Genomic DNA, 22,640 nt, shown 5'->3' on the forward strand with positions numbered 1-22,640 from the left:
GTGAAAAAAATGGGACATGGTTCTGCACCGTGCCCCTTTGAATTCCTATACAAATATTTGAATTTAGTACCTTTCACCTTTATCCTTGGATGCTTTTGTAAACTATTCAACAACAATCGGCTCAATACCTGTTTCACTTGTGATTTCAAGATCCTTTGGAACCTTCAAATAGATAACCGGTGCATCATGTTTAATCAGGCTGAACATCTTAGCACCGCCCAAAAACTGTGTAATCGTAAATTCATTTTTTAAAAGGGATACATTAATTGTCTGATGTTCCTCATTATGGATGGTAATGCTTCCATCTGTATCAGAAACTATGAATCTTGGAGGCTGTATTTTTTCCGTGAAATCAACCCCATTTATAATTAAGCCAGTCACAAAAGCATAGGCTTCAATCCGTTGATCGGCAGTTTTAGTTTTCTCAATATAGATCAATGGGGTTTCTATCCCTGTGAAGTTTATTTTCAAAGATGGCTGATGAAATTCAAAACTGCTGTGTTTCAGCAAGCCCCGATTACTTATTTCGTCAATTTTCCCTTTACTAATCTGGGCATAAAAGTCTTGTTTTACCTTTTCTGATTCATCCTCCGAAATCTGTTGTATCTGCTTCCCTTTAACATCTATAACGAATGGGCTGGCAATCATCGATACTACTAATACACCCGTATACACCAGTAATAGCCAATGGGTAATCTTGACAGTGACAAATTTCCTGCTCACTCTAATATATAAGGAAAGAATGGCAATAAAAATGACGGTTACTCCAATTATCGTCAGGGTTGAAATCATTTTCTAACCTCCATTCGATTCATGATCATGATGGAAGCAGCAAAGAGAATAATGGCCGAAACTAATGCTTTCAGTGTGAAAATCAGTGGAGATGATTCCATAAAATAAAACTCCAGTATATTCATCACCATTGGATTTCTTTGCATCGTCGCATCGATGAAAACAGACCCAATCACCAAAACAGGAAAAATCAGCACAGACGCCTTGTTTACCTGAACAAGAGTACCGATCAGATATCCAAATGAACTGACAAAGAATATATATAGAATCGAAATGAACATACCCAGAATAAACTCCTTGCCTATTGCGGGAGAACCGTACAACTCCTGATTAAAAAAGGAATACGCGATTAAAATAATCAAATTTCTAGCCAGCATGGCCAGAATACCGCCAACAACACTTATTGTCAGCAGGAAAAACAAATTGGAAAGCCCGCTGGTGACCCGATTCGTCACAAACGTAAAGTCATGAAAACGAAAGGGCTTCGTTGTAATCGTAATCGCAGTTGTTAATCCCCAAATCATGGTAAAAGCAATCACAATATCTGCTGAATAATTTTTAACATCAACCGACAATGCCTCCGAATATACCCCTGAAGAACCGCTCCCCCATAAAGACATAAGGATAGCCAGAAGCTGAATGCCCACAAGAGAGCTATAGGCATCAATATTTGCCCTAAGCTTAAAGAAATATTGCTTCTTGACAATTTCTGCAGGATTAACGCTGGGCAAAGACATGATCGATTCCCTCCTTTGCCTTAGCTGATGAAGTTAAATAAACACAAAGGTCACTTGGCTGGACCGATGAAATCTCTATTCCCTTTGCTTTTGCCTGCACGAGCTCATCTTGCACGAAGTCATTCTTCATAACCGCATAGACTGAATTTGTTCCAAGATTATTTTTAAAAATAATCTCACGGTCCTTTGCCAATGCAAGAACCAAATCCGCAGGTCCCTTTAGTGCAATGGCCCATTCTTTAAACTCTTCCATTGGCATATGAAGCTTCACCCGTCCATCATTCATCATGAGGATATCCTCTAATAAGTCCTCTATTTCTTCAAGATGATGACTAGAAAGAACAATAGTTCTTGGGTATGCAAGATAATCCTTTAAGAGCGCGCGGTAAAAATCTTTACGGGCGGCAGTATCCATTCCCGTCGTTGGCTCATCAAAAATCGTTAACGGTGCGCGCGAAGCAATTCCAACAATGGCATTGAAAGTGCTTTTCTTTCCTTTGGACAAACGCTTGTGATAGTTTTTTGGGTCAAATGAAAAGTAATCAAAAAGACCCTGTGCTAAGTCAATATCCCAATTTGGATAAAATTTACTTGAGACCTCAAGTAATTCATAGAGCTGCATTGCAGGAGGAAAACTCATTTGGTCATCAACAAAGATTGTATTGGCCGAAACATTTAGACTATTAAAAGGCCGCTGCGAAAAAACCTTCAGCTCACCAGACGTTTCTTTAATGAAACCGGCGATCATTTTTAACAAAGTTGTTTTTCCTGCGCCATTTCTGCCAATGAGACCAGTAATTTTCATTTCCTCCAGTGAAAAAGTTAATTGCTTTAAAACAGGCTTTCTGAAGTAACGCTTTGTCAGGTCTTTGCATTCAACCGTTTTCATTGGTCTCCCTCCCAAATTTCAATTTCCTTAATCATTCCTACTAGTTCCTCTTTGCTGATCTGCAGTCGCTTTGCCTCCAGTACAACATCCTCAATTAATCCCTTCAGGGTTTGGTTTTTCCTCTTATTAATTATTTTTTCTTTGGCATTTGCAGTAACAAACATTCCCAGCCCCCTCTTTTTATAGAGAATATTTTCATCTGCAAGCAGATTCAGCCCCTTTGCAGCAGTAGCTGGGTTAATGGTGTACATTTCAGCTAATTGATATTGCGAATATACCTTCTCGTCTGCTTTGAAATGCCCATTCATAATTTCTGTTTCCAGCCATTCAGCTATCTGAATATAAATTGGCTTTGTACCATCTGTATTAAAAATTGTCACCACCACCTACAATAGTACATTACTGTTGTAATGTACTATATAATAATTAATGAATATTTGCAACAAAAAAAATAATGCCCCCTAGCCCATTTGTTAATGGCAGGAGGCTTTATTAGATGAAGATGGATTCGCTTCATTAAAATCCAAAAAATGAAGGGGAAGCCTGAAAACTAACGGCTTCCCCTTTTTATGCGTATCATTTATGACTCGCCTTTGCTAACCATTACTCGCTCCTTGCCCATCAGAATAATAACAACCGCTGATACTAAAATGGGGACTAAGGCGATGAAAAATGTATAAGTTATAGAGTCCGAAAGCGAATGGATGATTTTATCTAAAATAAAGCTAGGAATCTTCGCACGTTCACTTGCCTCGAAAATTTGCCGTGAATCCCCAATACTGCCAAACGCTTGACCACCACTCATTCCAGCAAAAGCATCCGTTAATTTATGTGTAAATACATTGTTTTGAATAGTTCCGAAAACGGTGATTCCAATCGTCATGCCGAACGAACGCAAAAAAGAGTTTGTTGAATTAGCTGTTCCTCGAAAATGCGGTTCAAGATTATGAACTGAGGCTGTCGGCAGAAGTGAAAATGAAAAGCCCATCCCAAAACCAACTATTATCATGTACATAGTCATGATTCCCCTAGATGTTTCAGGTGTTAGTGTGCCAAGGAAATACATGCCTATAAAATAGGAAATAACCGAGATAATCATTAAATTGCGAAAGCTCGTTTTCGTTTGAAATATCCCTCCAATTGCACTTCCAGCCACAGAACCAAGCATCATTGGCATAAGAATAAGACCCGCATTTGCAGCTGACCCACCGTAAACCGCTTGAACAAAGATGGGGATAAAAACTGTTAAAATAATAAATGTTCCACCATATAAAAAGGCCAGAATTTGCGAAGTGGCGAACAGCCGTCTTCTAAATAGCCAAAAAGGTAAAATGGGTTCCTTTGCCTTTAGCTCAAAGAGGATAAAAGCAATAAAAAATAACGTAAATCCAGTAATTAAACTTATCACCTGAACAGAATCCCAAGTGTATGTTTTTCCGCCCAGCTCTAATGCAAACATTAAACATACGATTGCCGCCACAAGGGTAATCGCTCCGCCCCAGTCAATTTTTTGATTTTTCAGCTGTGTGGATTCCTTATAATTGCGAACGATTAGAAATAACGATACGATTCCGATAGGAACATTGACATAAAATACCCAATGCCAGCTAATATATTCAGTTATATAAGCCCCAAGCAACGGCCCCAAAACGCTTGATGCCCCAAATACTGCCCCTAGCAGTCCAGTCATTTTCCCGCGCTTTTCTGGCGGAAAAATATCGAAGACGATTGTAAAGGCGATTGGCATCAGCGCACCTCCCCCAATTCCTTGAATGGCACGAAAAATACTTAACTGAACCATACTTTGAGCAACCCCGCAAAGTGCTGATCCAATTAAAAAGACAGCTAAGCCGAATATAAAAAAACGTTTGCGGCCAAACATATCCGATAATTTCCCGAATATAGGCATACCAGCCATCACAGCAACCATATAGGCGGAGGTTACCCATACAAATTTATCAAAGTCGCCAAGATCTGAAACAATCGTACCCATCGCAGTCGCCACAATCGTATTATCCATAGCGGACATGAGAATACTCAGCAACAGGCCTGTCACCACAAATTTAATATTGCTATCCTTTGAAATCATAAATGCTTTTTCCCCCGAATGATTAGTGTCACACCCTTTACGTTTCAGTTACAGATTAAAAGTGTCTTTTGGTCCCTCAATTTTCATTTTTTCGATTTCTAGCCGCATTTTTTCTGTTTCGATTAAATAGTTTTCTTGTTTTAACCTTTCAAGCTCCAGCTGGTCCTTCAACATTTGAGCTTTTATTTTTGTCTGTTTTGTTGCAAACCCAGTCAAGATCGCCACAATCGGAATCCCAAATACCATGACAACAGCTACCAATCCTACAAATTCCCCCATGACATTTACCTCCTCACAATTACGATAAACAAATCATATCATCTTTTTGTAAAAATTCACATTATTTAAATAACTGAAAATACCTCACGAGGAAGTTGTTGTTTCTGGTATTTAAATGATTAGGTTTTGGCAGTATGTTTATAAGTCATTTTGAATCAATACTCAAACCAAGACTGTATTATTACTTATTTTTATACATGATTTTCTATCAGTGATTATCTTATTAACGTGGTAGGTTAGAGGAAGAAGGAAATAGAAAATAAAGTTAGAATCTATTTAAAGGAATTAAATTTGTTATTCCAAGTCAGAATAGTTAAACAAAGATTGATCAATTAGGAGTTATTAGATGAAGAATAAAAAAAGAAATAGAGACGGTTTTTTTAAAGAGACCCTAATTGAGTCTCTAATTGAAGTGGTTTGGAACATCTTAATGTTAATACCAAGAATGATAATTCGCTTAATAGGGAACATTTGGTGAAGTGAATAGTCAAAATAGAACTAATGAGGGCGATTGAAAATAAGATAAGTCGCTTTTTTACAAACGGGCTAGCATCCCTGTAATCAATGAAAGTGCGGGTCAAGTTTGTGGAAAAAACGTACTTAAAGTAAAGGGTGCTTGAGCAAAACGAGGAATTGTAGTTTGGCTCCTTTTTCTTGTTCGACTAACATGGGGAATAGTTAAACAAGATCTTCGTTTGCATGGTAAAATATGGTGGAAGATATTTGACATGACCACAAAGGAGGAACAATGAACATGCCCACATCTGAACCGGAGTTTACCATTACCCGCACCCTAAATGCCCATCGAGAGCTCGTGTGGCGCGCCTGGACAGTGGAAAAGGAACTCGCCGACTGGTTGCCATCGACACCCCTGGAGACCATCTCCTTTGACGTTCGCGAAGGAGGACGCTACCGCTACACGATGGTCAACATCGAGACCGGCGAGGAGTATATCACAGGTGGTGTGTTTCTCGAGGTCGTACCTTTCAAACGGCTCGTCTTCACCTGGGGCTACCCCGATGCTCCCATCGAGAAATCCCCTGTCCTGACCCTAACTCTCATCACACACGGCAACTGCACCGAGATGATTTTCCACCTGCGCGGATTCGCCGGTCACCCCGGCGATCAATACGTGTACGACGGCTGGTCCGATGCGCTCGACCAGATTGTAAAAAAATATATTTAAACAAACGGGTAGATTAGTTGAAGAAAGTAAAAAATTGCGGTATCTGTGGGTATTGAGTATCTACAGATACGCCGCCTATTATTTTGATGACTTATAATAATGATTAAATGGAGAAATTTTTTAATTGTATGTTTGCTCTAAGTATTTTTTAAAATTATTTAAAATCGCCTGCCACCCTTGTTGTTGTAACTCAATTGAATTCGTAGTCTCGGCATCGAAAGTTTCAATTACTTCGGTTTCGTTTCCTCGGTCGTTAAAAGTGATTTTCACTTTTCTCCCATCCGCCATTGTATAAGCAATTATCTTATGTAGTTTTATTTCATCATAAACTCCTTCAAAATCGAAACCAAAACTACCATCTTTGGCTTCCATTCTTGAAATGAATTTCCCTCCCTCTCTTAAATCATTTTCAGCAAAAGGGGAATGCCATTCATCTGAAGCAAAGTTCCATTTTGTGATATGAGTTGGTTCTGTCCAATATTCCCATACCTTTTCAACTGGTGCTTGAACAGTTGTTTCTACTGTAATTTCCTTAAATAATTCCATTTTTATCTGCCTCCTTTTAAATATATACTTCAAGTGGTTTGTTTCCAAATGTTACCATACTATATTATAAAGTGTTTTCAAAAAAAAATCTATTCCAATAATTTACGTATCGATTGATAGGTAAGATTTATATGTTCATTGTGAATTGATGTACTTAACCAAATGACGGTGAAAATATTTTTAATTATCTGAAAGCTAATAGACTAATTAAGAATTCTGTGATACTTTCTAAATTAACAAAGGTATTTTTAAAATCTTTTTTGATTGGAGGGTAAATAAGGATGTCAATGAATTTTCATGGAATCATTCCGTATTTAGTTAGCCCGATAGATCAGAGTACAGGAAGTGTTAAAACGGGAGTACTTACACAATTAGTAAATGATTTAATAGCAAAAGGTGTTCATGGTCTTAGCCCTTTAGGGAGCACGGGGGAGGTTCATTATCTATCGTGGAGTCAAAAATCTGAGATTGTTCGAACAGTAGTGGAGGCAGCCCAAGGAAAAGTACCGGTAATTCCTGGAGTCACTGCATACACCCCCGCAGAAGCAATTGAGCAAATTAATCATTATGAAAAACTCGGCATAGATGGAGTTGTGATCATTTTGGAAACGTATTTTACCCTTTCCAAGAAGGAAATGCTCGATTTCTTTAAAAAAGTGGCAAGGTCTGTATCATGCCCCATCGTTCTATATAACAATCCAAAATTCAGCAGTGTCGACCTTACTCCTGACATTGTTATTGAGCTTGCCCAAGAGCCAAATATTAGTTATTTCAAAGATGCTACAGGGAACACGGGACGTTTATTGTCAATTATGAATCAAGCGGGAGATCAAATTAAAATTTTTAGTGCCTCCGCTCATATTCCTGTATTTGTCATGCAGCTGGGTGGTGTTGGCTGGATGGCAGGTCCAGCTTGTCTATTCCCTGAACAATCTGTCCATCTATATAACTTAGCCGCTCAAGGTCGTTGGGAGGAAGCTTTAAAGGCTCAAAAACAGTTATGGAGTGCAAATGAAATTTTCCAGAAGTACAATCTTGCTGCTTGTATTAAAGCAGGTCTTGAAATACAAGGATATGACGTTGGTGACCCAATACCACCTTTAAAAGGATTGGATAAAAATGCTATAGAGGTCATAAAAGATGTCCTAAAAAGTGCAAGGCTTTAGCGAAATGCGGTAGATCTTGTCACGATAAAAGATGGTCAATCGTTAATATTTTGGTTAATATAAGAGATCTCAAAAGGCAAAGAATCTTTTTTGAGATCTTTTAACCTACTTATTATTCTTGATGAAAAGTTCACCTGCAGTATGAGAATGCAAGATTAACTGTCCAAAATCACCTTAGCGGTTTATATCAATATCAAGCTTTAACACAGCATTATTTTTCTAATTCTCTAACAATTTCTGTGCTAAGACCTGTTGCCTTTACGATTTCTTGAATGGGCATCCCCTGTTGAAGCAAGTTTTTAGCGACGAGCCGAACGCCTTCCTCTCTCCCCTCTTCTCTTCCCAATCTGCGCTCACCTTGTAAATTACTTAGCAGATCACGAAGTTCCTTCATTCTGGCCTCATAGACAACTCGATTTTCTTTATTTGCACTTAGGGCTTCCCATTCAATCAGTGCTTCACGTACTTGCTCTTCATTCATCGCCTATTCCTCCAGTTCAAATATAATTTCAGCATCGATTCTTTTTTTACGATAATCGGCCGCTGAAAGCATCATAAGCCATGGTATTTGGGTTAAATTTTGTTCTTTTAATTTTCGTTTGTATTTTCTCCATTGTACCATGAAATTACTTAGATCGAAGGCGTGAAACTTAAGCAGATTACTCCATAAAAACCTATCTTCATCTTCTCTAATATGGAATACAGTATGAAAGCGATCAGTTTCGGACGGGAAAAGTGGATAGTTGAGTATACAAATGATGATTGTTGGCGGAAGCTTAAGATACGAATCACCCGCTTGGATGGAAGATGAAAACATTTTTGCCCAGTAGTAAAGAATTCTTTCAGGCATGTCGTGCTGATTAATCAGTTGAATCTCGATATTGATCCGTTCGCCATCGTCAGTCTCAACCTTAACATCAAGTCGGATCGATTTCCCTTCAAATTCTTTCTTGACAAACTCTGTGTTTTCAAAACTTAAATCGGTGATTTTTTCTGAGCCAGTTCTACCTAACAAGTCATTTAAAAATGCAATTGTAATATGTTTTCTGCTTGGCTGACCGAATAATTGTTTGAACATGAAATCAACTTTTAAATCGAGGTATTCTTTTGTCATATGAAGCATCCTTTCGCGGATTAATAGTCGTGGCAAGTTTTAAGCAGGGGATTTTCGGATTTATGTAATAATTCGTCGCAAGCCCAGATTTTCCTTCTTCAATTGAATGAAAACTTCTAAGGTGAACTACTTCTAATTGTATTGAATTCTTTGAATACATAATAAAAAATAAGTTAAAATGAGATTAAAAGCTAATTTCGAGGGATTTATTGTGGAATATGACCTTTTATTAAAAGAGTTTGAGCGTATAAAAAAAGAAAACATTTATTTAAAACAATTGCTTACAAATATAATGCATCAGCGTGACGAGTCAGCTAATGGTATGATCAAAGAGACAATAGTCAGTTATAGATCATTGCCTGAGGAGAAGATTCAACTTTTTAACAGTTTATTTAAAGGAAGAACAGATGTGTTTGCTTATCGGTGGGAATCAAAAGATGGACGAAGCGGATACATCCCTGCTTGCGACCTTGAATGGCAAAAACCTCTTTGTCAGAAACCAAAGATAAAATGCTCGCAATGCCAACATCGGAAACTATCACCGTTAACAAACCAAGTAATCTACCAACATTTGAGCGGCAAAAAAACTGTCGGGTTATTCCCGCTTCTCCAAGATGAAACATGTTTCTTCTTAGCGTTAGATTTTGATAAACAAAACTGGCAGCAAGACGTTCAGACATTCGTAAATACCTGTAAAAAGGTCGAATTACCAGTTCATATAGAACGATCCAGGTCTGGTAATGGTGCACACGTCTGGATTTTCTTTGCTGAAAAGATCTCTGCAGCCTTGGCAAGGAAATTAGGCACCCAGCTTCTAACAAAAGCACTAGAGAAGAGGCATCAAATTGGCATGGACTCCTTTGATCGAATGTTTCCAAACCAAGATACACTTCCAAAAGGAGGATTTGGAAACCTAATCGCCCTGCCACTCCAGCGGAACTCATTAAGTGCAGGGAATAGTGTGTTTGTCGATGATAACTTTCAGCCGTTCCCTGATCAATGGCTGTACCTATCTTCTGTTGAAAAAATAAATAAGCATGATATTTTATCCGTGATAAAGAAATTAAATCAATCTGATGAAAGAACAGATGTTACTTTACCACTTCCGCCTAAAATCAAAGTTATCTTAAGAAATGGTCTTTATATACCAAAGCAAGGGATTCCATCCTCTATATATTCAAAGATGTTATCGATTGCTTCATTTAAGAATCCTGAATTCTATAAGGCACAGGCCAAAAGAATGTCAACTCATGGTATGAAAAAGATTATTTGCTGCTATGAAGAAGATCCTGAATATTTAATTCTTCCGCGTGGCAGTTTTGGAGAATTTGAAAAAATATTAAAAGAGAATTCAATTGAACTTGAATTAGAGGATCATTCATTTGCTGGAGAAAATATTGATGTTAATTTTACTGGGCAATTAACACCACAACAGGAAGAAGCGATTCTTGCACTTAGAAATCATGAAAATGGGACACTTGCAGCATCAACGGGTTTTGGAAAGACAGTTACTGCGGCTGCACTAATTTCCAAACGAAAAACGAATACATTAATTATTGTAAATAAAATCCAACTGTTACATCAATGGGTAGATAGCTTATCAAATTTCCTTGATATTCCTCGAAAAGAAATAGGCCAAATTGGCGGCGGCAAAAAGGTGATTACAGGAAAAATTGATGTTGCTACCATACAAAGTATACTTTCAAAAGATAAAATCAAATCCTTTATTACTCAGTATGGACAGGTGATTGTCGATGAGTGCCATCATATTTCAGCGTTTAGCTTTGAAAAGGTTTTAAAGCAAGTGCGTGCAAAATTTGTTTATGGTCTAACTGCTACGCCTGTTCGGAAAGATGGATTTCATCCCATTATTTATATGCAGTGCGGCCCAATTCGTTATAAAACTGATTCCAAAATACAAGCAAAAATCCGGCCGTTTAAGCATACCCTAATTCCAAGATATACAAATTTTCGGTCACAATCGACTAAATTTCAAAAAATATACCAGGAGATTTCCGTTGATGACGTTCGTAATCAGTTACTGTTTGATGACGTTTTACATGAATTAGATAGAGGGCGATCCCCTATAATCTTAACAGAAAGAATTGAACACCTCGAAAATCTTCGTAGTAAATTTAAAGGTTATGCGAAGAACATCATTGTTTTAACTGGTAATATGACTAAGAAAGAACGAATAACAGAATTGAAACGTTTAGATAATATTCCAGATAATGAAGAGCGCCTGGTTATAGCTACTGGAAAATATATTGGTGAAGGATTTGATGATCCGAGATTAGATACCCTATTTCTAGCTATGCCAATCTCCTGGAAAGGAACTCTACAGCAGTATGTGGGAAGATTGCATAGAATTCATTCCAACAAGCAAGAAGTCAAGGTCTATGATTATGTAGATATACACGTACCGACCTTGAAATCTATGTTTGATAAACGGAAAAAAGGTTATAATTCTATAGGCTACATTTCCGCAGACAGAAAAGATGGCAGTATTAATAATGAGCAAATGCAGCTGTTTGAACTTTAATTCTAAAATAATCAGTTTATTTAGGATGTTTGGGAGGTGACTAGGATGATTCTTACTAGTCACTTTTCAATCAATAACTTATATTTAATAGTGTTTTTATCGGCATAAAACTTCTAATTAATAAATGGACCCTCTTCATTTATTTAGTTTACATAGTTAGATTATAATAAACCTCTATATGGGGTTTTATTTAATAATCAAACCTTTCCTCAGCAACCTTAACATCCCATTTAGGCGATATATCATTATAAGAACTTGTCTTATGCAGCCGGTCTTTAAAGTATTCATTTAACTTCGGATCCGTACAAAAAATAAAGCAGCCCTTCTGTCCGCGTGTCATAAGTGTCCGATACGTGTTTCGTATAATTTGGTCAGCAATTTTCTGTGCCTCTTCCGGATCTTCCTTGGCCATTTTTTTAATTCCTTTTAAGGACTGGTCTGTTTTTGCTCGTTTTGTATAATCAGTTATCACTTGACCATTTTCAAAGCGCAAATCGTCGCCGATAATGACACCGACATAATCAAACTCTAACCCTTGCGCAGTATGGATACATCCCGCTTCATTAACTGAGTCTTGGTCAATGGCCCAAATGCTGTCGGACAGATTCCAACTTATGGAAAAATCATGCTCCGGAATGACAATGTCCTTGTACGTCGTATTAGTCCGCTCTTTCGTTGGCCATTCCCAGCAATAGCCTGCTAGCATGCGTGATTTATTATTCTTCTTATTTAATTTTTCAATTTCACGCAGCATGTCATGTGGGTTGTCGTACACGCGAAAATCATAATCCACGCCATAGTAGTGTGTGTTCGCTGTTTCCCGAACCTGGAGAACATCATCTAACCAGGCAATATAGGCATCAGATCCATCACAGCGGAATTGGGAAACTAATTGACCAGAAATAACCTCTGCCTCAAACTCATTTGCGAACTTTTTGATTAAATCAATACTTCCGATATCCTTTAGGGTGACTTTCTGATTTTCATCGATAAAAAAGATCGTGAACTTTGCTGCCTTGATTAATTCCTTTACTTGATTCTCTCCCTGATTTCCGTAAAAACCAGATTTTTCATTTAACCGATGGGCTTCGTCAACAACGATAACATCAAACTCATTCAATTCCGATTCTGTAAAACTTCCGGATCCTTTAAACAAATTATCAATTTCCGTCTTTCGGACTGTGCCTTTTAATTTGGAAGCATAAACATCCCTAGGTGCAGAATTTTTCGAAACATAAAGCGTCATAAGTCCCTTATTAATCAAATTGACTAATAGATTGACAGCCATCACAGATTTGCCAGTACCTGGTCCGCCTTCTATAACCATCACTTGTTTTTGATTATTTTTCACACACTCTAATGCAAGATGAAAAGCCTCTTCATAAAACACCTTTTGTTCGTCAATCATGATAAACTCTTGGTTGCCCTTTAACATATTCGTAAGGGAATCCTGCAAAGATTTGGAAGGTCGAATCCTCCCATGTTCAATTTGGTAAATTAACTTTTTATGATCGCCTTTTTTTACATATTTTTTGATAAAGTCTCTTAAATTTTGGATTTCGCCTTTTGTAAAAACAGGCGCCTTTAATAAATGTTCTTTGTAATGTTCATCTACTAAAGGATCATTCGTTGTTTTCCTATAATTATGTAAATAAGCGCATGGTTGAAGTTGAATCTGCTGATCCTGGACGCTTTGATTAAAATCTTTAATTAACGCCGCATATGTCCAGGCCTGATAAGATGGATGTGTCAGTTGGCGCTGACCACCCCCGACATATGATTTAACTAGTGCATCCTTAGTCGTTATTTTTTCTACTTCGGACCACTGCTTCAATTCAACAATGACAACCTGATCGTGTTTGCCATCATTTCCAGTGACAATAAAATCCACTCTTTTTGAGGTATTTGGAATCTTAAATTCAATCGCAACACCGGCATCATGTGGGATATCCTTATCCTGCATCACATTTGACATTCGTTGAAGAGAATTCTCCCATGATATTATCTCCTGCTTCGAAGTCCGTCCGATTTTTTCCTGATAGGAGTTATATAAGCGTTCTATTAATAATTCATTGGTAACATCTGATACAAATTCAGTTTTCGTTGCCTCATAAATAATCATTTTTTTCACCTCTCCTCTTTAAAAAAATTCTAGTTTTACAGCTCTGTGTACTTTTTATTTGTTCCGAATGCCTTTTCTACTGGGTATTTCTTTGCATTCTTTTGAACCTTATTATGTATGATTTCCGAAACATCTAAATCAAGATCATGTGCAAGCATTAAGGAATAAATGAGAACATCCGCCAGTTCATCTTTAATATTCTCTCTGTTTTCCTTAAGCGCCTCTTGGCTATCCTTCCATTGAAAATTTTCTAGCAGCTCGCTAGCTTCTATTGACAATGAAATAGCAAGATCTTTTGGGTTGTGGAATTGCTCCCAGTTTCGTTCTTGTCTGAAATTTAGTATTTCTGCTAACACTTTTTCCATTTTGTTCACCGCTTTTGAAGTTTTGTTTGGGATTATTTTACCATATATTAGGCACAAAAAAGAGCCAATCCTCTAGATTGGCCAATTATTATATTGTGTAAAATAGATTGCGTAGGTCGTCCAAGGTACTGGTATTTCCAAATAAAAATTTCAATTGATTCTTTTGTTTCTGCACTCCACATGGCTTGGATGGTGATGGCAGATAAATATTGATGTAGTGGTGTTTACCTTATGATACTTTGCAAAAATATGGTGAGCTATATAAATTCGTTTTATAACTCAAACTTCTAAAATCTAAACTAGCTTATTGAACAGTGAAAAAGCTATCATTTGTCCATAAATTAACTTATCGACAAAGCAGCCTTCCATAATGTAATTTTTAATATATATTCACAAGCTCCTAAGAAATAAATTCTGATAATAGTTTTTTCATCTCATTGCCATGCTCAATGATTTCAGTTACATTCCAATCGCCACTCTCATGAGTAATGTTTTCCATTATCTCAAATTTCAAACTCTGACTCGTTGAACTAAATTCTTTGATTTTTGCTGATGGCATTAAGTTTGAACGTAGAGAATTATGTCTTCGTCCCATGATACAAAGGTTGCCAAAGTTATTAAGATTATTATCATCTAGTCGTTCATGATTTTCAGCTAGATTAGGATTTTGCGGGTAAAAGTGTTCTACTGAATTTCTATACTTGAATTCAAATTCATTTGCTTTAATTCCAAATTCCTTGCCCTCAATTTTTTGTTGATACCAAAGAATGAAATCCAAGAAATTAAAGACATAGTTGGGTGTACCCACGCCACTATCATAAACTGAATCGTCAACAGTTAAGGCACGAAAACGTTCTTTTGAGAAACAAATCAGTTGATTAACTAGCTGTTTATCATCATCTTCATTATCAATCCACGAGTTCAATATTTTTAAAATACCATAAAGGAAGCTCTTATAGATTTGACGTGGATCTGTCACTTGAAACATAGACTCAATTTTGACCACAATTTCTTGCGTATCCTCATCTTTAAAAAAAGTATTACGCGGTGATAATTTATTACTACCTCCGCTTGTCAACTTATGGGGTTTATGCAAACTCCAGTTGGAGTCATCATCTGTCGCATCATTCAAATTATCTGTTTTGATAACATAATTATCAAAAACATACCGTGTTTTCAAAAGCAAGTAAACAAAATCTTCTACATCTTTAACAGTCTCGATATGATTTTTGAAATGATCCACTAACTTCTTGTCATCCAGAGAAATCCCATCAGACTCATTTCTCCAGTCAAAACTATCACCCTTGAACAATTTCAATATATGCAAAAGGAAATTAGGAAAATTAATAATGGAATGATATCTTCCAGTATCATCGTCATCTTTTTGTTTCTTCTTATTTTCTCCTTTGTCCAAATCACTCAACAGAATGATTTCATCAATTGTTATTGATCCTAAAAACGAGTTACTATTTTCTTCTTTGAACATTTTTTTCATTGCAGAATAATCGTTAGGAAGAAATTTATCCCATGTTTCTCCAAAAATTTTCTCACGAATATCCGGATTAAACCCTATTTGAACATATTTATCTAATCGCTGGCATGCGTTCCAAACTTCTGCAATAACCTTACGACCAATATCATCAGAGTTATCTAGTTGCCCCATTAAATGAGCCTTTACAATTTCGTGCTTTTCAAGTTGCTCCCCTCGATTATTCATGATCTCAAAATAATGATTAAGATCGGTATCTCTTGGCAATTCATTTTTAATAAGAATCACATTATCAATCAAGTATTGAAAATAACCTTCATCATATTTTTCGTTCTTTAATTTTTTTTTCAAGATTCGATAGCCATCAACTAATTCATTTGATTCATCAATTACTTTCTCGAAATTCTTTTTTAAATACTTAAAAATATCTGTTGATCGTTTCCTACTTTCAAAATGAAGATTAACGTTAATATCCTGCACCAACTCTTTATAGTTAGATTCATTCTTTAGATAACATATAAGTAAAGACAATGTTGTTAATCGTTGTTGCCCATCAATGACATTTTCCAAATCATTATTATCCTTGTGAACGACAAGCGAACCAATATAATAATTTTGATTAGAAACAAGAGAATAATAATCATAAATGTCATCAACAAGAGTTTCTATTTCTTTATCGCTCCATGCATACGCTCTTTGATAAATAGGAATGCTGTAGCTACCAGTAAATATATCCCTGATACTAAACTCTTTCTCTTCCATTAGTTACCACCTTTAAAGTATAAGCTATATACTTCTCCCCATTTTTGTTTCATTTTCTTTGAGTTCTTGAGATTTTCTTCACTTGTCTTTATTTCAAAATTAAAGACTTCGCTTATGGAATACAACTCATTAATATAATTAAAGAAGTTATCAACTTTTGCTTCACTTTCAAGCACAAATTTATTAATGGTTTTCTTTTGAACTTGCTCGAAATAGAAACGGGGATAAAAAGCATATTTAAAACATATTTTTTCAATTGATTCTATTTCCTTATGAGAGAATTTATCTACAACATATAATACGGCAGTCTTAAACAAAGAATTTACATACCTGTAATACTTATTTTTATCCAAGTGTTTGATCAACTTAACAATCTCAGTTGATTCAGATTCACTTTGTTTTTCCCCTTCTAACAATCCTAGACGTTTAGCTAAAGAATAATAATAATCTACAAATTTAAAGAAGTACTCTCCATTAATCATTGGTTGATCAATCTGGAAAGGATAATTTAAAGGAGGTATCGCTTTAAATTCTATCATCGTTCGATTTTGCCTATTATATATATCCACAAAATTCTTAGACATTAATAGCGACTTTGACCAATTGTTATGTTTGTTTTCATCTGCTTCACTTACTCCCTTGAACAGTTCAATATCATTATTCGTGAAACCTGCATCATTAACCGCTTTATTCTTTGACCACTGTTTAATCCTATAGAAATAATCAGAAAATAGTATGTAGATGTGTTCGGCTTTAATGTTTTCCCATAACTCAACCATCTCTCTTTTTTTTTCCTCATTTCCTGTTAATTCTCGCAAATGATAGGCTTTTAATAAATCAGTAGGATATAATGCTTTCCCACGGTTATTGGAGGAATCAAATAATTGGAATGCCTCGTCCAAGTTACTCAATGTTAAAACTAAAACTGTACAATTTTCTAAAAAATAATCTTCAAGAATATCTTTTGCTTTAGGATTTCGTTCCAAATATTCTTTAATAATATTGAAATTATATTTGACGTTCTCAATTGTTTTTTTATGCTTTGGAATTTCTAGTTTATTTAGTTCTAGTGTTTCATTGGCTATTAAAAATTTTGAAATAAGCAAGCTCGTAATAATGCGTTGTTGTCCATCAACAATATCTAATTTCTCTTTATTTTTATGTAAAATAATTGTTCCAATTCGATATTCAGGATACTTAGAGAATTTTATTACATCATCTAGAAGCTGAACGACATTCTTTGCGGACCATGTATATGGTCGTTGATATTCTGGAATATACAAATCAAGTTCTAACAATTCCTCTAAGTTTTTTACGGAAGTTTCTACTTGTTTTGTCATTTAGCTATCTTCCTTTAAATAATAATTTATATGTTTCAGATTATATCAAACTCAATATAGTTTAAACTGTTGAATATAATTCAAGATAAACATTTTCATAAATACCTTCTTCAAAACAAACAAAACCCTCAAAAACATTGATTATACAGCGTTTTTGAGAGTACATATTTCTATTCTCTAACCAGCAGTGCTATCGCCTCTATATGTATTGAATATAGACTTATTACCACACTTTTTGTGACATATTCATACGTCGCACCTAGCTGAGGCTGGTGTTTCTTTAGAACAAATCACGGACCGTCTTAGCCATACAGATGATCAACTACAAAAAGTGTCTATCCCCACGTCAGGAAAGAAATGAAAATATAAACTCCCCAAAAGTTCGCTGACTCACGAGGAGCCTCCATAATTACCTCATGTTAGCAAAATTTGAGCATTTATAGTAAATGTTTTGGTAAAATCTTTTCCGTTGCTTTTCAACTTCCACTAAAAAACTTACAGTTAGTTTATCGCATTTACGTTGTTTTCAAGATTTGTTGTACTAAATAGTTTAAATTCCGAACATTCCCAATTAAAAAGCAACCAATAATTACTTTCTCCTTAATTAACGATTAATTCATTTTCAAAAGTGAATTCGGCTACATACTTGTTTGAAACTACCTTTTGATCTGTTACGAACGTTACACTGTATTTTGCTCTAGTTATTGCAACATATAAACCAGCCTTCGACTTAGGGCTACTTACAGCAAGATTATCATTTTGTAAAAATTTTTGTATCGGCCCATTAACTAAAATTACTACTCTTTCAAAAGTTTGTCCCTTTGATTTTCCGAAATTATGTGGAAATAAATTATCTGGACATTTTGTCTTTTTATCATATCTCAAAACTACTGGCTTATATTTTCTTATATAATCCTCTAGGTCATGACTTCTAATATAAAAGACACCATCATGACCGGTTATATGTTTGTTTGTTGAAGTGGTTTGAGGCATTTCAGGGTAAAGTGAATCCGCAATATCGCATATTAGTTGATTGCCCCTGTGACACTCTGTCTTATAGTTAATAGAACAAATACCTTGATTTTCCCACTCAGTAAATAAATTAAATATATGGGTCCCTTTGTATTTCTTGTTCTTTCTTCCATTGTTCGTGAACAGTGTAGCTTGTCTATTGTCTCCTACCAAAATAGTGTTCATATTCGAGCGTAATAATAGATATAGAAAGTCTAAATCCGATCCTGCTAAATCTTGAACCTCATCTATCATTATTAGATCATACATATTTTCTAGGCGGCTAATTACCATGCCTTTTGATAGTAAATTTACATTAAGCACAAATTCACATATTTTATCCGTATAAATATATTTGCCTTCCCGGAGATAGTATCTCTTAGTATCTCTTCTTGGGACAAGTGGCACTGACATACCATTTACGAACTCGATATTCTCAATTCGCTTTTCATCATACAAGAAGTTTTGATACGGTCTTACGCATTCTCTTAGTAAGAACGAGAACCAAGTTTGTATAGAAACATTCGGGGGGATGAATCCCAATTCTTGATAAAACTTATTTTTTATTTCTTCTGTGTTATCAATTGTAAATGTTGTTATTAAGATTCTTTTATCTTGAGATTCTATAGCTCTTCTTACTAAATCTGATGTTTTTCCAGAACCAGCAGCAGCAATTATTACTGTATTATTCAATAGCTTCATTTATATACTCCGGTATTAAAATTTCTTCCTGTGCATCAAAAATTTTCAAAGCACATTCATTTTTGTTCCCAGAAGCAGTCATATATTTTATTAACTCGTCTTTTGTAGAAAACTCTTTCTCTAGAATTCTATTCATTTTTTGAAGTTCATTTACAGCAACCAACTGAGGTTCCAGTGTTTTTAATGTCTCATCAGTGCTGTAACAGATTTTAATTGTTGGATGAGATAAATACTCACTATACTTATTTTTTATATTTTGTTCTACATTCCCATCGTTATCAGTAACAACAGAAACTTGCTTTTTTAATTTAGCAGCAATTTCAAGAAAACGTTTAAATGATAACCCTCTTACGGTTATTACGTCTATGCCATCATGAATAGGCAATTTATTGTGTTTTTGTAGGTATGCCTTTTGAACGATAAGTTCATCAGAAGGTCCCTCCACTAGAATCGCTTTTTCCGATAACAATAATCGGAGAGTGTCGTAGCCCGGAAGTTTTTTGAAATACTCATATGTATCTTCATTTAAATCTGTTAAGGTCATATGATTGCCGTTATTAATAAGAATTACCTTATCTAACCCCAATTTATTTAATACGTAATTACTATGGGTTGTTAAAACAATCTGCTTCCCTTCGCACTTTCTAGAAATTTGGTCTACTAGTTTATTCAGATTTGTGAATGATAGGTGATTTTCTGGCTCTTCAATTAATACAACATGAGCATCGTTTTCACTTGCTTCGAGCGACAATTTTAGTTTAATTGAATTCTGTTCACCTTTTCCTATTAAATCAAACGGTATACTATCTAAATAAGCAATGAGGTTAGATTCCCAACCGTTTTTTTGAGAAATGTCTAAAGAAATAGCCAGATTCTTTTCCGAAATTTCGCCCGTTCTTTGAGATAGCGCCGTATTCAACTCCGAGATGGCTTCAATACTAGAAAATTGCTCTTTAATATCTCTGAAATGGAAATTTAGAGCTGCACGTTGTTTGGAATCCAATGTGCTACCAATAACATTAGATATATACCTATCGGGACCATTCCATGTTTTTCCTTCAGTAGTATCAATAAGGATACATTTCAAAGGGACGTTTCGGCTCGTGACGGCATTAGATGCAAAAGAATGCCAACTAACCTTATAGTACTCAATTGGAACATTATAAATATTAGATGTGGTTTCAATATAATGCTCATATTCTTCAGAGTACTCTTCATTAAACTCAATTACTAACTTTACACCACAAGCATTCTCTCTAACTGAATTGATTGTTCCTTTTAAATGCGATGTTTGTTCATTCTCTTGGATATAAATTTCTATTAATATATGTGGTGGTTTTTCTCTGCTACCGCGTTTAACATCACAAATATACCTGTTAACAATCTCTTTATTAAAAATAAATGGATTTAACTCGTTATGTATACTCCGCCGATGGAGTAAACCAGTTAAGGCCAAGTTAATTGCTTCCAAAATAGTAGATTTACCTTGCTCATTATTTCCTACAAGTATGTTCATAGTACCATTCAATCTTAAATCCAAGTTTTGAATGGATTTATAGTTTTTTATTATGATTCTATTAATCACTATAACTCACCACTTTCTTGAATCTTAAAGTATGGAATCTTCTAGAGAAATGGTTGTAATGCAGCAACATTTTATGTAATTGTCATATAAAATAATTGTATAATTTTCCATCTAATAATTCTACAAATTGCGATAATTTTTTCATAATTCAATTTTACATAAAAAATGTATCGTAGTTTTTCGAGATAAGTCCTTTTTTATGCAGATAGGAAGATTAGAAGATGTTTGCAAGGATATATTACATAAGATTAAGGGGGAAACGCCTTTCCAACTTTATTAAAAGAAAAGGGGAAGTGGATTATTTTCTTATTCATTTGGCAATCATATATGTTAGTGCAATCTGTATGTCAAAAAACAGAAGGAGACTAATATACTCCGTCTGTTTTTTGTATTATTAAATACACTACCGTAATTACAATTCAGATATAACGCTTTACCTTTTCAAAAAGTTCTCTTTTCTCATTTCGTGAAAAGTTTCGATTTACTATTGCTTCAACCGTTAACCATCTACTTTCTTGAATAAAAAACGCTTTTAGGTTTTCTTTAAAGGGATTCGTAATCTACTCATTATCAATCCCTTGCTTCAATAAATATTCCTATTACTTCATCAATTTTAACTTCATCTATTTTTTCTCTTCGCTGCATTTTTCAAAATTTAACCAATAAGAAGCCAGAAATTCCTCCCACTTATCATCCTCAAGGTAAAAAAAGTCTAGGTAAGATGTTTTCTCTATGTCAATAACGTTTTTAGTATATACTTCTCTACGGCCATAACTGTTTTCTTCTTGAGAAATAAGTTTTACTTTTCTAAGATAAAAATAGACACCCCTAATAAACATATCAAAGGTGCCTTAACAAAAAAGGTAATTGTATGCTTTCGTAAATATAGTCCCATTCGTACTATACGCTACTCTCCACATCTTTAACTTAAAGGGTTACAATTCAAGAAATTTCCTCGTCATTACGATTAATCATATCAATAATATCCAAAGCCCCTTTTGCTTTTGGCAGTTGGTCTTTAAACACAACTGTTATCCCACCTAATGTTGTAAATGGATCTTGTTGTAATGCTTGGCGCTCAAGAGTTCGGTTTTTCACTACATAATCAATAATTAACTCGACAAATTGTGTTTGTTGTAGATTTAAGTTTTCTTCTGATAAGAATATAGAGAATGCTTCAACAGCTGCTGTTCGGTCTAATGCAACAATTTTCCGAACAATTTTTGTTATTGGTGTATCACTTTACTTAAATTCCGAAACATCAGGAACTAAATTGTGATTTTTAGAAAGTTGCATCATTTACATATTGTTAACTTCTGCATTCTTTTTTTAGCAATATGTTGATAAAAGGAACACATTTACGGTACATTATAGGTAGAAAAGTTTTCAGAACGCGAACATTTTACTCTTCATCAGGTAAGCGAAAAATAATTGATGCCATCTCTTTTTTTCTTAACAAATTCAAAAGAATGGCGGTGTTTTAGGTTATACATCATTCGATTAATACCGCTTTCCCAATAAAGGTTATGGTTTTCAATTAGAAACCTTTCAATTTCAGGTTCTGGCATTTCTCCTTTTCTTAATAAATTACGGATGATCTCTATTAATACTTTTATAGAGATTTGCCCTTTAGTACCTTGACTACCATTCGTAAATTGTCCTTTACTGTTCCTATTAACAATAGGACGCTCTTCACTAGTTGGTTGTGAATCAGAGACAACCCCTTGATTGTTTTCTAGATTAGCAAGTTGTTGGATGGTCTCAAGAATAGCTTCGTTAATCTTCTTGTTTTCATAGAGAACAGACAACTTCTGTTCTAATAAGTCTTTTTTTATCATTTGATTTATTCCTCCTTTTAGTTGTTTTGGTAACCCTGCGAAAGTTACACCAACAATTCTACTATTAACTAGTTTATTTGACTAGG

18 protein-coding genes and 1 pseudogene are annotated in these 22,640 nt (G+C 35.1%); 3 read left to right on the plus strand and 16 right to left on the minus strand.

What is annotated here, in order from left to right:
- Window positions 1–102: 102 nt before the first annotated feature.
- The 6 genes from AC1Q59_RS21550 to AC1Q59_RS21575 form a co-directional block, all read right to left on the minus strand.
- The gene (locus AC1Q59_RS21550; protein ID WP_492367920.1) at window positions 103–792 is read right to left on the minus strand and encodes a hypothetical protein; all 690 of its coding nucleotides are present in this window, start codon (window positions 790–792) and stop codon (window positions 103–105) included.
- Window positions 789–1,529: a hypothetical protein gene (locus AC1Q59_RS21555; protein WP_492367921.1), complete on the minus strand. Its 741-nt coding sequence runs from the start codon at window positions 1,527–1,529 to the stop codon at window positions 789–791. Before AC1Q59_RS21555 ends, AC1Q59_RS21550 begins: the two co-directional genes overlap by 4 nt.
- Window positions 1,510–2,418, minus strand: coding sequence for an ATP-binding cassette domain-containing protein (locus AC1Q59_RS21560; protein WP_492367922.1), 909 nt, complete (start codon window positions 2,416–2,418; stop codon window positions 1,510–1,512). The genes AC1Q59_RS21555 and AC1Q59_RS21560 overlap by 20 nt, the downstream gene beginning before the upstream one ends.
- Window positions 2,415–2,798: a GntR family transcriptional regulator gene (locus tag AC1Q59_RS21565; RefSeq protein ID WP_492367923.1), complete on the minus strand. Its 384-nt coding sequence runs from the start codon at window positions 2,796–2,798 to the stop codon at window positions 2,415–2,417. Before AC1Q59_RS21565 ends, AC1Q59_RS21560 begins: the two co-directional genes overlap by 4 nt.
- Before the next feature lie 200 nt (window positions 2,799–2,998).
- The gene (locus AC1Q59_RS21570; RefSeq protein ID WP_492367924.1) at window positions 2,999–4,507 is read right to left on the minus strand and encodes an MDR family MFS transporter; all 1,509 of its coding nucleotides are present in this window, start codon (window positions 4,505–4,507) and stop codon (window positions 2,999–3,001) included.
- Window positions 4,508–4,555: 48 nt separating this feature from the next.
- Window positions 4,556–4,786, minus strand: coding sequence for a hypothetical protein (locus tag AC1Q59_RS21575; protein ID WP_492367925.1), 231 nt, complete (start codon window positions 4,784–4,786; stop codon window positions 4,556–4,558).
- A 748-nt stretch (window positions 4,787–5,534) separates the two neighbouring features.
- Between AC1Q59_RS21575 and AC1Q59_RS21580 the strand changes: the two genes are divergently transcribed.
- Window positions 5,535–5,972, plus strand: coding sequence for an SRPBCC family protein (locus AC1Q59_RS21580; protein WP_492367926.1), 438 nt, complete (start codon window positions 5,535–5,537; stop codon window positions 5,970–5,972).
- 120 nt (window positions 5,973–6,092) lie between these two features.
- On the opposite strand, the gene AC1Q59_RS21585 is transcribed toward AC1Q59_RS21580, so the two are convergent.
- Complete coding sequence (locus AC1Q59_RS21585) at window positions 6,093–6,518, minus strand: SRPBCC family protein (RefSeq protein WP_492367927.1); 426 nt, start codon at window positions 6,516–6,518, stop codon at window positions 6,093–6,095.
- A 281-nt stretch (window positions 6,519–6,799) separates the two neighbouring features.
- Between AC1Q59_RS21585 and AC1Q59_RS21590 the strand changes: the two genes are divergently transcribed.
- On the plus strand, window positions 6,800–7,684 hold the full coding sequence (locus AC1Q59_RS21590) for a dihydrodipicolinate synthase family protein (RefSeq protein WP_492367928.1): 885 nt from the start codon (window positions 6,800–6,802) through the stop codon (window positions 7,682–7,684).
- Between the two features lie 211 nt (window positions 7,685–7,895).
- On the opposite strand, the pseudogene AC1Q59_RS21595 reads toward AC1Q59_RS21590, so the two are convergent.
- Window positions 7,896–8,798, minus strand: a pseudogene (locus AC1Q59_RS21595) (Rpn family recombination-promoting nuclease/putative transposase).
- Window positions 8,799–9,009: 211 nt separating this feature from the next.
- On the opposite strand from AC1Q59_RS21595, the gene AC1Q59_RS21600 reads away from it, so the two are divergent.
- Window positions 9,010–11,340 carry a TOTE conflict system archaeo-eukaryotic primase domain-containing protein gene (locus tag AC1Q59_RS21600; RefSeq protein WP_492367929.1) on the plus strand — a complete coding sequence of 777 codons (2,331 nt, stop codon included), beginning with the start codon at window positions 9,010–9,012 and terminating at the stop codon, window positions 11,338–11,340.
- Between the two features lie 190 nt (window positions 11,341–11,530).
- On the opposite strand, the gene AC1Q59_RS21605 is transcribed toward AC1Q59_RS21600, so the two are convergent.
- From AC1Q59_RS21605 to AC1Q59_RS21640, 8 genes are all read right to left on the minus strand, one after another.
- Window positions 11,531–13,462 carry a DNA/RNA helicase domain-containing protein gene (locus tag AC1Q59_RS21605; protein ID WP_492367930.1) on the minus strand — a complete coding sequence of 644 codons (1,932 nt, stop codon included), beginning with the start codon at window positions 13,460–13,462 and terminating at the stop codon, window positions 11,531–11,533.
- Window positions 13,463–13,497: 35 nt separating this feature from the next.
- Window positions 13,498–13,827: a nucleotide pyrophosphohydrolase gene (locus AC1Q59_RS21610; protein WP_492367931.1), complete on the minus strand. Its 330-nt coding sequence runs from the start codon at window positions 13,825–13,827 to the stop codon at window positions 13,498–13,500.
- Window positions 13,828–14,227: 400 nt separating this feature from the next.
- Window positions 14,228–16,078, minus strand: coding sequence for a GmrSD restriction endonuclease domain-containing protein (locus AC1Q59_RS21615; RefSeq protein ID WP_492367932.1), 1,851 nt, complete (start codon window positions 16,076–16,078; stop codon window positions 14,228–14,230).
- Complete coding sequence (locus tag AC1Q59_RS21620; protein ID WP_492367933.1) at window positions 16,078–17,418, minus strand: DUF262 domain-containing protein; 1,341 nt, start codon at window positions 17,416–17,418, stop codon at window positions 16,078–16,080. Before AC1Q59_RS21620 ends, AC1Q59_RS21615 begins: the two co-directional genes overlap by 1 nt.
- A 600-nt stretch (window positions 17,419–18,018) precedes the next feature.
- Window positions 18,019–19,131 (minus strand): UvrD-helicase domain-containing protein, encoded by a 1,113-nt coding sequence (locus tag AC1Q59_RS21625; protein WP_492367934.1) that lies wholly within the window; start codon window positions 19,129–19,131, stop codon window positions 18,019–18,021.
- Window positions 19,115–20,716 (minus strand): ATP-dependent nuclease, encoded by a 1,602-nt coding sequence (locus tag AC1Q59_RS21630; RefSeq protein WP_492367935.1) that lies wholly within the window; start codon window positions 20,714–20,716, stop codon window positions 19,115–19,117. Before AC1Q59_RS21630 ends, AC1Q59_RS21625 begins: the two co-directional genes overlap by 17 nt.
- A gap of 942 nt (window positions 20,717–21,658) precedes the next feature.
- Window positions 21,659–21,946: a type I restriction-modification enzyme R subunit C-terminal domain-containing protein gene (locus AC1Q59_RS21635; protein WP_492367958.1), complete on the minus strand. Its 288-nt coding sequence runs from the start codon at window positions 21,944–21,946 to the stop codon at window positions 21,659–21,661.
- A gap of 182 nt (window positions 21,947–22,128) precedes the next feature.
- Entirely contained in the window at window positions 22,129–22,554 is a 426-nt protein-coding gene (locus AC1Q59_RS21640; protein WP_492367936.1) for a PIN domain-containing protein, read from the minus strand.
- Window positions 22,555–22,640 lie beyond the last annotated feature (86 nt).

It is taken from the genome of Cytobacillus sp. MT66 (assembly GCF_058792595.1).